General features: G+C 35.9%; 13 protein-coding genes. 7 read left to right on the plus strand and 6 right to left on the minus strand.

What is annotated here, in order from left to right; translation table 11 throughout:
* Window positions 1–13: 13 nt before the first annotated feature.
* The 3 genes from ACNFU2_RS20250 to ACNFU2_RS20260 all read right to left on the minus strand — a co-directional run bounded on the left by ACNFU2_RS20250 (window position 14) and on the right by ACNFU2_RS20260 (window position 2,256).
* Window positions 14–283 (minus strand): DUF6520 family protein, encoded by a 270-nt coding sequence (locus ACNFU2_RS20250; protein ID WP_418122919.1) that lies wholly within the window; start codon window positions 281–283, stop codon window positions 14–16.
* Between the two features lie 12 nt (window positions 284–295).
* A complete protein-coding gene (locus ACNFU2_RS20255; protein ID WP_418122921.1) occupies window positions 296–1,816 on the minus strand; it encodes a DoxX family protein in 1,521 nt (506 codons plus the stop codon).
* Between the two features lie 203 nt (window positions 1,817–2,019).
* Complete coding sequence (locus ACNFU2_RS20260; protein WP_418122923.1) at window positions 2,020–2,256, minus strand: hypothetical protein; 237 nt, start codon at window positions 2,254–2,256, stop codon at window positions 2,020–2,022.
* A 277-nt stretch (window positions 2,257–2,533) separates the two neighbouring features.
* Between ACNFU2_RS20260 and ACNFU2_RS20265 the strand changes: the two genes are divergently transcribed.
* The gene (locus ACNFU2_RS20265; RefSeq protein WP_418122925.1) at window positions 2,534–4,237 is read left to right on the plus strand and encodes a helix-turn-helix domain-containing protein; all 1,704 of its coding nucleotides are present in this window, start codon (window positions 2,534–2,536) and stop codon (window positions 4,235–4,237) included.
* Between the two features lie 46 nt (window positions 4,238–4,283).
* A complete protein-coding gene (locus tag ACNFU2_RS20270; RefSeq protein ID WP_345989926.1) occupies window positions 4,284–5,129 on the plus strand; it encodes an RteC domain-containing protein in 846 nt (281 codons plus the stop codon).
* Between the two features lie 43 nt (window positions 5,130–5,172).
* Here ACNFU2_RS20270 and mobC read toward each other — a convergent pair whose 3' ends face one another.
* The 3 genes from mobC to mobA form a co-directional block, all read right to left on the minus strand.
* Window positions 5,173–7,176 (minus strand): conjugal transfer protein MobC, encoded by a 2,004-nt coding sequence (gene mobC / locus ACNFU2_RS20275; protein ID WP_418122927.1) that lies wholly within the window; start codon window positions 7,174–7,176, stop codon window positions 5,173–5,175.
* A gap of 93 nt (window positions 7,177–7,269) precedes the next feature.
* Window positions 7,270–8,541, minus strand: a complete 1,272-nt coding sequence (gene mobB, locus ACNFU2_RS20280; RefSeq protein WP_418122929.1) for a conjugal transfer protein MobB — start codon at window positions 8,539–8,541, stop codon at window positions 7,270–7,272.
* A 1-nt stretch (window position 8,542) separates the two neighbouring features.
* Window positions 8,543–8,977 carry a conjugal transfer protein MobA gene (gene mobA, locus ACNFU2_RS20285; protein ID WP_418122931.1) on the minus strand — a complete coding sequence of 145 codons (435 nt, stop codon included), beginning with the start codon at window positions 8,975–8,977 and terminating at the stop codon, window positions 8,543–8,545.
* 644 nt (window positions 8,978–9,621) lie between these two features.
* On the opposite strand from mobA, the gene ACNFU2_RS20290 reads away from it, so the two are divergent.
* The 5 genes from ACNFU2_RS20290 (at window position 9,622) to ACNFU2_RS20310 (ending at window position 12,507) form a co-directional block, all read left to right on the plus strand.
* A complete protein-coding gene (locus ACNFU2_RS20290) occupies window positions 9,622–10,389 on the plus strand; it encodes a ParA family protein (RefSeq protein WP_418122933.1) in 768 nt (255 codons plus the stop codon).
* 4 nt (window positions 10,390–10,393) lie between these two features.
* Window positions 10,394–10,789: a DUF3408 domain-containing protein gene (locus tag ACNFU2_RS20295; RefSeq protein ID WP_345989919.1), complete on the plus strand. Its 396-nt coding sequence runs from the start codon at window positions 10,394–10,396 to the stop codon at window positions 10,787–10,789.
* 11 nt (window positions 10,790–10,800) lie between these two features.
* Window positions 10,801–11,424: a hypothetical protein gene (locus ACNFU2_RS20300; protein ID WP_418122935.1), complete on the plus strand. Its 624-nt coding sequence runs from the start codon at window positions 10,801–10,803 to the stop codon at window positions 11,422–11,424.
* Between the two features lie 60 nt (window positions 11,425–11,484).
* Entirely contained in the window at window positions 11,485–12,009 is a 525-nt protein-coding gene (locus ACNFU2_RS20305; RefSeq protein WP_418122937.1) for a hypothetical protein, read from the plus strand.
* Between the two features lie 192 nt (window positions 12,010–12,201).
* Window positions 12,202–12,507, plus strand: a complete 306-nt coding sequence (locus ACNFU2_RS20310) for a DUF4134 domain-containing protein (RefSeq protein ID WP_345989914.1) — start codon at window positions 12,202–12,204, stop codon at window positions 12,505–12,507.
* Window positions 12,508–12,513: the final 6 nt, after the last annotated feature.

The raw sequence follows: 12,513 nt of genomic DNA on the forward strand, positions 1-12,513 counted from the left end.
GCATCCTCTTCTTTTACTGTGGAATTTCTCTGAGAACATTGTCGCAGAAGGTTTCTGAGACCTGTTCTTTCAGCTGAGTGCCGTCTGACAGCTGACAGATAGGCCCTGTAGGAATGTCACTACAGTTTTTACCTGCTTGTTCACACGTGAAATTTCCATTACCATCCGGAACCATAACATATCCCGGTACAATAGCTTTGTTGGTCTGATTTGCCATCTTTGTGGCAAATGCTGTTCCTGTTCCTAGTACAACTAGTAAAGCAGGGAAAAGGATCTTTTTCATAACATGAAATATTTAGTGTTGCCTACTCTGTTGATCGGTTTTCGGCTTCCCCGATTTGATATATTGCGATAATGCTTTTGTTATTTTGTATTGGGTGAGCTGATTATTATGGAGAGTGTACAGGTATTTGTCCGTGACAATGATGTCATTGAGTGTATGATCGTCTTTTTTAAAAATATAGATGCTTCCTACATAACTTTTGGAATCCATGTCATATACATCCAGTACATCTGATTTTTTCCACGCTTTTCTCGATTCATGCCTGCCCATCAGACTGGATTGAACAAAAAGCAGATTTCTGTACACAACAGATCTGATATTGACCTTCAGGGCAGGTGCTGTCATCTTGTAAGTGCCGTCAGAGAGCTTCGATGTTTTGATTTGGGCAGTTTTTACAGTATCTATCGTCTTAAGTAATTGCTGCACCTGCATACTGCTGTTCATGACAATCACCTGATTTCTGTATGTATAGGTATACAGCAGTTTTTTCGTATATTGTTCATAAGCCATGCTTCCATCAACATCAAAAAGGCCGTCGGTCTGTTTCTGTAAAACGGTTGTTTTTAATTGTAATTTCTCAGGACTGTCAATATTAAGAAGCCCTAGAACCAGATGGTTGCTCGGACGTATCTGTGTCCTGATGGCAAAATGAGAAGAGTCGATAACCCTGAGATCATTAAAATAAGCGTCTTTATAACTTATTCTTGTGGTAGATTCACTCCCAAGCCTGCCTTTAAAAATGATAGGTACCGATCCGTCATAGATATAGAAATGTCCATCTGATACTATTTGCCTGATGTTTTTGTAAGGATGATCTATTTCTATTCGGGCAGAGGTAGAGGCTGTCCGATGCATCGAAGAGTCAACTGTGAGAAGCTGTTGCGGATACTTCTGGTTAGACAGATAAATGTTATGATCATCAAACCCTGCAAAATAATAAAAATCATTGTCCAGCTGTAGTGATTGATGCTCGATGACAGGGTGCTTGATAAACCGCCTTGTAAAATTATTTTCCTTTTTAATAACATGCTCAGAGGAAAGAAACAGACCTATCATTACTATAATGCTTACTACGATTGATGTTACTACCGTTAAAGCGGTTTTTGATGTCCGAACATGAATTTTCTTTTCTATTAAGAATAAGCCAATAATTGCAAGTAATACACACACTGCATTAAAAATTAAATGTTCAGTCCAGCCTAGTTTTTCCAGAATTCCTCCACAGGAACAAGGAACAAAGTCACTATAGTTGAGAATGATGAAAATATAGGTTGTAAATGCTGACATCAAAATCAGTGAGAGGTATAAGCCTAAGCGTCTGCAAAAGGGTACCAACAGTAAAATAGAAGCAACCCATTCTATAATAATGACGCTGTATGAGACAAAACCGGCATAAGCACTTAAAAGTGGCGACTGTGCCAGTTGAATCTGAAATCTTTCAAACTCTAGTAGTTTACTGACACTTGCATATACAAATAATAAGATAAAGAAATAGCTTACAAAAGGAGGGACTATATTGAGAAAATTTTTCATAGCATGTTATTATGAGGTTAACAGACTTGAACCAATCTCCATTTAATTTTACAACCACAATATTCGGGCATCGGTTCACCTTTGAAAAGGGGTACTGTAGTCTTGAAATTCCCCATACTTTCCCAGATGCCACTCTTTGGACATGGTAACCCTGTAACAACTGATATGGAGGTATGAGGAATCATCAATTTTATTTGTAGTTTTTAATCTTGGGTAAGCCGCCAATTATCACCGTCCCTCACAGGAGGATCTTTTGTTTCAGGATCTTTAATAGCCTCTATGGATTTTGCAGAATCCTGTTTCATTGCCATATCGTTTATTGTAGGTTCTGGTTTTTCAATCTTTCCATTATTTGATATTATATCATCATCTCGATGGGTGCAGTTTTGCAGAGAAACTACTCCGATCACTATAGTAAAAAATGGGATAAACTTTTTCATTGTAATAATTTTAATTTGGTTATCCCGGCCGGTTTATATTAGAATTCTGATATCAAAATTATCCGGCTTAAGAGGTAAAAAAAACTGATCTGCGGCTCTATTTTAAAATTGATACGTATCAATTTTAAAATTAACACATCTTTAATTTTAATATAAGTTACTGGTTATTAGTAATTTGTGATTGATTTGTTCTTGTGGGTGTCCAATTCCTCTAATTTTGATTTATTTAAAACATAAATGATTATTTTTGAGATGGTGAGGTTCTAAATATCAGTCTATGAAAAAGTTTTATTACTTTCTCGTCTTATTTTCTGCATTTTCACATTTTTTATTCTCACAAAAGAAAGAGGAAAGAACGTACAGTGAAATCAGAAAACCTTATGAAAAAATGACCATAGATGACATTAATGCAATGCCCTATGTAAAACTCTATATTCAAAAAGCAAAAAATGAAAATAACTTTTCAAAGCTGATTCAAGGGTATAGAGACGGAAGACAATTCGACTACAAAAACAAAATGAAGTATGCTGACAGTGCGTTAGCCGTTAGCTTGCAGCATGGAACTCAAGATGATATAAGTAAAGAGTATCTAAGCAAGGGGATTATCTACTATTTTTATCAGAAAAAGTATAAGCTGGCCTTAAATGAATATCTGAAAGCCTATTCATATTTGAAGGGTTCGAAAGATCAATACCACTGCTACAAAGTTCTTTATCATTTAGGAATTGTAAAAGGCCATTTAGGCTATTACGATGAAGCCATGAATCATTTTCTTGAATGTACTTCATTTTACAGGTCAAAGTTGGATGAAAGCCATCATGAAAATGAAAAGTTTAATTATGAAAAAGCATACCTCAACTGCTTACATCAATTAACCGTACTCAACAGATATCTGAATAACTTTGATAAAAGCGACAGTTTAAGTATGTTGGGTTATCGGTTAACCGTCGATAACAGCGATTTTGCATTGGAAAAAAGCTATTTTCTCAAATGCATCGGAATTTCCAGGTATCACAAAAAAGACTACAATGGCGCAAGGAACCAATTACAAGAATCCTTACCTACTATTCTGAAAAGAAACGATTTTGCCTGGGCTTCCGTCGTATACTATTATTTGGGAAAAACCTATGAAGTTCAAAATGATATTGATCGTGCGGTCGGATGCTATGAAAAAATAGACTCTATTTTTACTAAACATGATTTTATACTTCCTGAGGTCTATAAAAGTTATCATTACCTGATAGATAACTACAAAAATAAGGATGTCAACAAACAGCTTTATTATACCAATCAGCTATTAAAAGCAGACAGTTTAATCAGCAAAGATTTTCCTTATCTATCTTCAAAACTTCATAGGGACTTTGACCGAAAGACATTAATTGACGCAAAAGAGGAAATAGAGAAGTCGAGCAATAAAAAAATTGTAATTGCTCAGATCTTAATTGTATCAGGCAGCGTACTCCTTGGTTTTATGGTGGTCCGACACAGAAAAGATCAAAAGATTAAAAAACAGTATAATCTTCTTCAGAATAGGATGGCAGAAGGAACGTATAACATCAATGATATTTTACAGGAAGAGCAGACAGAGTTTCCGCTAAGAAAGACTTCTCTAACCCCGGAAATGACCAATGAGATTAAAGAAAAGCTTAAAAGGTTTGAGCATGAGGAACAATTCAGAAAGAAGGGGATTACACAGAAAAGTATCGCCTTAAAGTTAGGAACCAATTCCCATTATCTATCTGTTTACATTAATGAGCAAAAAGGGATGAATTTTAATAGATACATGGCTGAACTGCGGATCAATTATATTACCAATTTACTCAGCACGAACAGCAAATATTTAAACTATACCATTGAGGCTTTAGCAGAGGAATGCGGTATCGCTGCACGGCAGAACTTTTCAAATTTATTTTTCGATATCAATGGTATCCGGCCGACAGATTATATAAAGAATCGGAAAAAGGAGCTGGGTATTAGCTGATTAAGCCATGCATTATGGATTTTTTGTAAATTCCTGAAAAAAGGACATGGTAACAAAAACAATTTTTAAAAGAACTTCCCAATTATTGGAAGATCTCGATGTAAAGATTAACGAAGTCTGCGATGACGGAAATGATGTGATTAAAATTTCAGAAAAGGCCTTACTTATTATTGATGATTCCATAAGGAAGTTGAAACTTCTGGTTTCCAACCATCATTTTGATCATATTGCCGAAGAAGTACTTTTTTTTAAGAAACTTAAGCCACAGTTTATCTCAAAATTTATTTATTACTCTGCTGTACTGGATATTGAGTCTCATAAGCCAGCCGCAGGAAATAAAACACTAAAAAAATATTACGAAGCAGAACAGGAGAAGCTAAGAAATTTTTATGTGGAACATTCTGAATTTTACAGCTATTATAAACGCGAAGCAACTTATCTTGACCATAAAATATTTGTACGTAACTCTTATGATCTGAAAATGAAACTATCATCAGGTTTTTATAACTATGATCCAAGTTTTACCACATCACATGACCATTTGATTGCCCGATTTATTTCCAATGGGCAATTTGACCAATATTTAAAAAAACAGATCGAGGGTTTTAGCGAAAACACAACAGGAAAAGTCCTTTCTCCCCTTAACTGGACGGGGTCAAAAGTTGGCCTTATAGAACTGACTTATGCACTTTATCAAATGCGTTGTTTTAACGGAGGCAATATAGAGTTAAGCGAAGTCATAAAGTTTGTAGAAAAGTCATTGGATTGCGACCTTGGCAATTTTCATAAAACTGTATTTGAAATCCGTAACCGAAAACAGGGACCCACCAAATTCCTTCAGCTGGTGAGTGACAATCTCAATCAGTATTTTATGAACAGTGATGCAGAGTAATTATTACATCAAAACCTCAAATATCATAAGATTTGAGGTTTCACTATTCATCATTTTTAATTAAATGCTGTAAGTCGGGATCATTTTTTATTCTGCCCATCTCACTTCTGACAATGGCAAGAATATCTGCCTTAATTCCTTTGTAATTTTCTTCAATTTGTTTACTCATCGAATCATTTCCGTCTTTATCCATAAAAGATCGGATCATCGGTATCTCCTGATAGTTTTTCATTTCCCGAGAGAGTTTAACAGTATCCACAACGATTTCCGAATGAAAAATTTTCTGTTCGATTCTTTCATCAAAGTTATCAGATACTGCACCGACAAAACATCCCTGTGTTAAGGTTGAGATTTTTGATGCGGGAATCAAACTGTCCAATTGGGTAGAAATGGAGGTAGAAGTATCATTCCTATTAATAGAAATACTTTGTCTTTTTTGCAACACCTTTCCAAAACGTTCTGATAAACTTTTTGCGGTTTCTCCAACTACCTGACCACTGAAAATATTACCAACTGTATTCTGGATGACCTTACTTTCTTTATCTCCATAGTCCCTGGTCAACTGGGAAAAATCCTGAAAACCCAGACATACCGAAACCTTATTACTTCTTGCGGTGGCAATTAAATTGTCCAGCCCTCTAAAATAAATGGTTGGCAGCTCGTCAATGATTACTGAACTTTTTAGCTGTCCTTTTTTATTGATGAGCTTAGCAATCCTTGAATTGTACAAACCCAAAGCTGCGGAATAAATATTCTGACGATCCGGATTATTTCCTACACACAATATTTTAGGTTCTTTAGGATTGTTGATATCTAGGGAAAAATCATCACCCGTCATGACCCAATACAATTGGGGAGAGATCATTCTTGACAATGGAATCTTTGCCGAAGCGATCTGTCCTTGTAACTGATCCTGTGCACCTCCCTGCCAGGCATCCATAAAAGGGGAGAGATAGTTCTCCAGTTCAGGGTATGAGGTTAAAATCGTAAAAACATCCTCATATTTTTTATTCAGCAATTCTATGGCATGGGGGAAAGTACAATACTTACCATTCTCATAAATCTTTAAAAACCAGATGATCGCAGCTAGCAAAATAATGGGACTTTCAACAAAAAAATCCCCCTGCTTCTGTATCCAGGTTCTATTGAGATTCAACATAATGGTGTATGCTGCTTCATAGGCATCCGATATATCGGTCATAAAAATTGGGTTTAGCGGATTACACCGGTGGCTTTTCCCAGGATCGTCAAAATTGATGATATAGAATTTCGGTTTTATTTTATAAACTTCGGAATGCAATAAAAGATGATTGTAAGCAATGGTGGAAAGGTCATCGAATTTAAAATCGTAAATATACATAGCGAAGCCTTTTTCAATATGCTGCTTGATATAATTGTTGACAACGGCAAATGACTTTCCTGAACCTGGCGTGCCCAATACAATCGTTGCACGAAACGGGTTAACAACATTGATCCAGCCACTGTTCCACTTTCCTCTATAATAAAATCTGGTAGGCAGGTTGATTGAGTATTCATTTTGAAGAAGTTTTGTTTCTTGCTGGAAACTTTCATTTTCATTATTGAATACATCATGCATCAAATTGTTTTTTAAAAGACGGCTCATCCAGACACCGGCCATCATCAAAAGAATATATCCGCAGGCTGTTAGGAAAATATATAGAGGTACAGCAATGGATAATGATAGCCTTAACAACAATACTGAAAAGAAATATAAAAGAATTCCAATGGTTAGTACTATAGATATTTTAAACCATGTTATTTTCTCATTTTTAACCCCTTTGGTCCCAAGACAGCTCAGAGCAAGCAGTACAAAAGAAAAAAGCTTTGAATTTAACGGATGTGAAAAAAAACCAGCTGTTCGATTGAAATTGTACAGTATTTTATTAATAATTATCAATGTCCAACCCCGTTCATCAAAAAAGCTGTAACAAAACCAATACATATTCATCAGTGTGATAATGATACTTGTCGCTCTCATAAACGCCATAATTTTGGCAAGCCCCCTTAAATCGTCCTCTCCCTGCATTTTTATATTTTTTAGTGCAGTGGAAAAGTAAACGGGATGAGATTGTAGCGGGGAAAATTGGCTTTTAAAATAATCGGATGGCCGAATAAGTGCTTACTTGTTTCTTTTTTGTTTCCTCTTTTTTCTCAATTGAGGTTCGATTTCAATTTCATGGTATTCCACATTTTGTACCTCAGGTAAAAGTCCTCCGAATACTTCTATTATTTCAGAAGCATTGCTGTCAGAGAAATCAAACATCGGGTGTACATCAAAAGTTTGATTGTTGTATTCTTGGAGGGGATCATTAGCCGGAATTTGTTTATTATTAACAGCTGTTTCGGGTGGCAGTTTGTTCCAGTAATCGTTAAAAGCATTGGCTGAGTATTCTTTTCCTAATCGTGATCCATTGCAGACTGTGCTGGAAATATGATCTATAAAAGTAATTCCATAGATTCTTCTTTGGTCATTTCTACGAATCACGGTGTCAATTCCTTTTTCTGCAAGACCATTTTTAAAACTTTCAATATTTTTTGATGCTTGCAAAACCGCTGTAATTTTAGATTTCAATGTAGTTTTAATATCAGTCTTCATTTCTGTTTTGCATATGTCAAACCGTCTTTCCAAAGCTGGCAGTCCTGTATTTTTTCCAAATAAAGAAGATTTAAAGGGGTTTCCAGCTTTTTTACCATCCTTGTCTAAAGGAAAATAAAGCAGCCCTTGTTTGAACTTACCATGTAATTCTCCTTCGACCTTTTCCGCTGTGATGTTAAAAAGAGATAGAAGAGCGTTATACTCTCCTAAGGATTGGAATTGGTAATGTACCGGTAGTTGTCGTACCACTGATGCGATCTGACTTTTTATATTTCCTGCCCCATAATTAACAGGCTTATAAATCATTTCATTTTTTATACTTTCCTTTTTTGATGCATCTGCCAAACCAAATTTTTTCTCCAGTTCCCTGCAAGCTTTCATAGATCGAATTTTCTCAAACTTGTCAGAAATCTTTTTTCCATTTTTATCTACACAAACTGAAACGATATGAATATGGGTGCGGTCTATATCCGTATGCTTAAAAACGACGAAAGGCTGATTTCCATAACCCATTTCAGCCATGTATATTTGTGCGATCTGCCTAAACTGTTCATCTGAAACTTGGTCCTTCGGGTCAGGATTAAGAGAGATATGTAGCGTATGTTTTTCAGTATTTTGATTGACTAATAAATTAGGCTCAAAAGACTTTGTCAATTGACTGACAGAATATTTTCCGTCGGGCGTTTCTATCATGTTATGAGTCATCAGGATTTCACCTTTTTCCTGTTGTATTTTTAAATTGTTATAGGATAATACGCCAAAAAGATTGTTGCTACGTCCGATTTTAGCGATCATATTAGTCTGTATTTTTTACATAATTCCGATTAAATTCCTCGGTGATCTCTATTACTTTTTTGAATATGTTCACCATTTCAAGCGTGTTTTTTTCAAGTTTATATAAAAGTCCGGCTGCTTTTTTTTCAGAAAAAGTACTGTACAACATCTTGACAATCTGATTATAATTGACTCCTACCGCTCGAAATTGACTGTGAAAAGACGTTAGACGCATATAAAAGTCTATGGTTCCTTTGTCAATTTTTATTGTTTTAATCTTATTTTCAAAAATGCATGAAGTGATAAAGTGGGCTTTAATTTTCATGCCGGATTGCTCAAAGAGACTTAAAAAACGGGCATGTTCTACTTCATTGAAGGAGATTGAATACCGGATCTTTGCCGGGTCGGTTTTAGGATGTCGTCCCGTTTTTTTCTGTTTTTTGTTACTGTCTTCCATAATATTCCATTTAATTTTTAAAACACCGACTTCGGAGGATGTTTCTGCCCCCTGCAAGGGCAAGTTGTTTTAAGCATCTGAAATTATTTCAAGATGCTTAAAACACAACTTGCCCCTTTCGGGTGAAAGGAAATTTCAGTTAGCAATAAGTTAGCAAATAGAATAGATTTTGCGTCCTATTAAAAAAGTTCAATTTCCACAGACTCCTTAGTCTCATTTCAGCAAAGTAAACCACAATGACTTGTGCAGACAGTATAATAGAGAAAGCCAATATAGGACACTAAGAGCCAAAAATTACCACGAGAAAATCTCCAACATAGAAATAGCATTCATTTGCATCATATCGAGAGCATGGGCTCCTAGCTGCAGGCTTGACAGAGTTCTCGAGTTCTGGAAATCCAGCCTTCCCGCCTTCCTGAATTACAGCCGTCAGGATATCCTGTTTGAGAAATAGGAGTCAGGAATTCAAATTTTCAGGGCTTCAGGATGGAGAGTATTCAGTACGTATAGATAGAAGTCAGTACTGATAACAGGAACCTCCTCCAGCATTACTGAAAGCGGTGAGGGGAGCATGAAGTATCTACGGCTTAGAGGACTCCAATCGGTCATTCTTCCCAATTATGTTTAACTAAAATTCAAGCAAAATGAAAACAAAAAAAGAACCTACAATTATTGCATTTTCAACTCAAAAAGGAGGAGTAGGAAAAAGCACATTTACAGTACTTATCGCAAGTATTCTCCATTACCGTATGGGCTATCAGGTTGCGGTCTTTGACTGTGATTTTCCCCAATACAGTCTGCTTCAGATGAGAGATAGGGATTTGAAAATAGTAATGCAGAATGAAACTTTAAAAACGTTGGCTCACAAACAGTTTATGAGAATCAATAAAAAAGCTTATCCTATTTTTCAGAGTAGAACTGATCAGGTTTTAGAAGAAATGGAAGCTTATTTAAATAGATCCGAGATAGCACCAGATATCATCTTTTTAGATTTACCTGGAACAGTTAATACGGCAGGGATTTTAAAAACATTGACGAATGTCCATTACATTTTTTCTCCCATAACAGCAGATCGGGTTGTACTGGAGAGTACATTAAGTTTTACGGATGTTCTGACTAATGTTTTGATGAAGGAAAATCAAACAGGGATAAGAAGTATCAATCTGTTTTGGAATCAGGTGGATGGAAGAGAAAGGACATTGTTGTACAAAAACTACAGTAAAGTTATTTCTGATCTGGGACTACAACTTATGGAAACGACAATTACAGACAGCAAACGATTTAGAAAAGAAGGAGAATTCATTACAAAAACTGTATTCCGATCGACGCTAATGCCGGCGGATACTAAGTTGATAGCTCAGTGCAGGCTGGATAGGTTTATTGAAGAATTTTTGAGAATCGTCAAATTATAGCAGTATGGAAAAAGAAAGAAATAGTAACCAGGACAACAGTATTGATGAACAGTACCTGATGTCTATTATGGCAGGAGATGTACAGAAGGAATTCCCTCAACAGAATTTTGACCCCTCAAAAGAAAAAGGGATGACAAAAAATAAGCCGAAGCATCATAGATCTTCAGATGTAACTTATGTGACAAAGTTTCTAACGCACCATACAATGACAAAACGTGGAGACAAAAGTATTTATATTCGTCCCGAGTACCATGAACGTCTCTCTCGTATTATTCAAATCATCGCTGACGACCAGATTCCATTATATGCTTATCTGGACAATATCCTGGCGCATCATTTTGAAATGTTTGAAAAGGAAATCACTGATGATTTTAATAACAAATATCGTCCAATCTTTTAATTCTTAATTATATGGAACCACTCATTATAGTTTTCTTATTAATCATAATCCTGCTTCTTCTTCTTTTAGATCGAAAGTTTTCAATCAATTTCAGAGAAAAAGATATCGATGATAGGAAGAGCAATCTGTCATCTATTTTGGGAGAAACGAAGCAAGTGGCGAGACAGACACTGCCAACCACTGTCATAAAAGGTCAATATGAATCGAATGTACTGACAAAAGATAATTTTGAATCAGAAACCATAGACAAGGAAGTAGAGAGAGTCGGTGAGTCTAAAAATCTTGAAGATATTTTAGTCAAAAATGAGGACTGGGAGGAGCAGGAAGAAGATTGGAAGTTTCAGGCCTCTAGTATTGAAAGCGGGTTTGCTACAGGGGTTACCTTTCAGGAATTGAGTACTGTGGATCAGCTGCTTCAGCAGGACATACTGGAGGCTGATTTAGAACAACAAGCAGTAGATATAATTCAAAGAATTCAGGGAACCGAGCTTTTTGAACTTTTAGAGAATTCATTAGGAGATGCTTCAAAAAGAATTGCCATTTTGTTGAGAGAGAGCATTTCGAATGATGACCAGACCATTTCTTCTAAGCGCCATAATTCTGTAGATGGTTTCGATATTGGGGAGTTTATATAAACTCTCCAATGTTTTTCCAAGAGGGAATAAAAGAAATGAACAGTCAAAACTTATAACAGTATGGATTCATCTGAGAAAAATATCAATGAGGACGCTTATGATTTACGTGTCAACAAAGGACAGCTTCCAACCATAGTGATTGCAGGACATATATTTTTTGTAGATATCCGCATGGATATGCTCAGACCCAAAGATGATTTTCTATCTCGGGGAATAGTGTTTTCTGAGATACAAAACTACCATGATCGAGATCAAAACAGCTATACTATACCTTACAATCCTAAGACACATGAATTTCACGATATCGACTTTAGTATAGTCAAAGAATTCCCCAAAGATTTAATCGCTGTACAATTTCCCATAGAAAGTGAGCTTGACCGGATTGGATGGAACAGACATCACGGATTTGAATTGAGGCAAGGGCTATCAAAAAGGGGGGTTAGAATGCAGTTTGAAGGAAGAGAAATACCATGGGAAAAAACTTTTTTTGCCGATATGATTAAAAATAATTTAAGGTCTGAAAAAATTACTGGAGATTACAAAGAAAAGCTGCCTAAAAATAAATCTACAAGAAGAAAAATATAAAAGTCATTTTCAGATAAATGAACGTCAAGCTAGAAGGTTTGACGTTTTTTATGCAAAAACGCTAAATGAGTTACACATAGAAGCCAAGCAGTTCCTCTCACAGACACTTTTCCCCAAACCTGTTTTTCCAAAGCACATTTGCTTCTGAGTACTGCAGGGAGCAGTTCTCATTAAGAAAAAAATATTTACAAAATGGAAAAACAGAGAAAAAAACTGATGTATGCATTACTGGCAATCTTGATTGCTCCGCATGCTTTTTCACAAGGTAATGGAAGTGCCGGAATCAATGAGGCAACACAAATGGTCACTTCCTATTTTGAACCCGCTACCCAATTAATTTACGCCATAGGTGCAGTAGTAGGATTGATTGGAGGAGTTAAAGTTTACAACAAGTTCAGCAGTGGTGATCCAGACACCAGTAAGACCGCTGCAAGCTGGTTTGGAGCATGTATCTTCTTAATTGTTGCAGCGACAATTCTTCGCTCATTCTTCCTTTAAAATGAT

Origin of the sequence: Chryseobacterium sp. PTM-20240506 (assembly GCF_048296755.1) — a bacterium.
GTDB classification, from domain to species: domain Bacteria; phylum Bacteroidota; class Bacteroidia; order Flavobacteriales; family Weeksellaceae; genus Chryseobacterium; species Chryseobacterium proteolyticum.

What these genes read in the sequence shown, in the direction of transcription:
- ACNFU2_RS20250 (WP_418122919.1), bottom strand. Translation starts at nt 283, where the DNA reads ATGAAAAAGATCCTTTTCCCTGCTTTACTAGTTGTACTAGGAACAGGA.
- ACNFU2_RS20255 (WP_418122921.1), bottom strand. Translation starts at nt 1,816, where the DNA reads ATGAAAAATTTTCTCAATATAGTCCCTCCTTTTGTAAGCTATTTCTTT.
- ACNFU2_RS20260 (WP_418122923.1), bottom strand. Translation starts at nt 2,256, where the DNA reads ATGAAAAAGTTTATCCCATTTTTTACTATAGTGATCGGAGTAGTTTCT.
- ACNFU2_RS20265 (WP_418122925.1), top strand. Translation starts at nt 2,534, where the DNA reads ATGAAAAAGTTTTATTACTTTCTCGTCTTATTTTCTGCATTTTCACAT.
- ACNFU2_RS20270 (WP_345989926.1), top strand. Translation starts at nt 4,284, where the DNA reads ATGGTAACAAAAACAATTTTTAAAAGAACTTCCCAATTATTGGAAGAT.
- mobC (WP_418122927.1), bottom strand. Translation starts at nt 7,176, where the DNA reads ATGCAGGGAGAGGACGATTTAAGGGGGCTTGCCAAAATTATGGCGTTT.
- mobB (WP_418122929.1), bottom strand. Translation starts at nt 8,541, where the DNA reads ATGATCGCTAAAATCGGACGTAGCAACAATCTTTTTGGCGTATTATCC.
- mobA (WP_418122931.1), bottom strand. Translation starts at nt 8,977, where the DNA reads ATGGAAGACAGTAACAAAAAACAGAAAAAAACGGGACGACATCCTAAA.
- ACNFU2_RS20290 (WP_418122933.1), top strand. Translation starts at nt 9,622, where the DNA reads ATGAAAACAAAAAAAGAACCTACAATTATTGCATTTTCAACTCAAAAA.
- ACNFU2_RS20295 (WP_345989919.1), top strand. Translation starts at nt 10,394, where the DNA reads ATGGAAAAAGAAAGAAATAGTAACCAGGACAACAGTATTGATGAACAG.
- ACNFU2_RS20300 (WP_418122935.1), top strand. Translation starts at nt 10,801, where the DNA reads ATGGAACCACTCATTATAGTTTTCTTATTAATCATAATCCTGCTTCTT.
- ACNFU2_RS20305 (WP_418122937.1), top strand. Translation starts at nt 11,485, where the DNA reads ATGGATTCATCTGAGAAAAATATCAATGAGGACGCTTATGATTTACGT.
- ACNFU2_RS20310 (WP_345989914.1), top strand. Translation starts at nt 12,202, where the DNA reads ATGGAAAAACAGAGAAAAAAACTGATGTATGCATTACTGGCAATCTTG.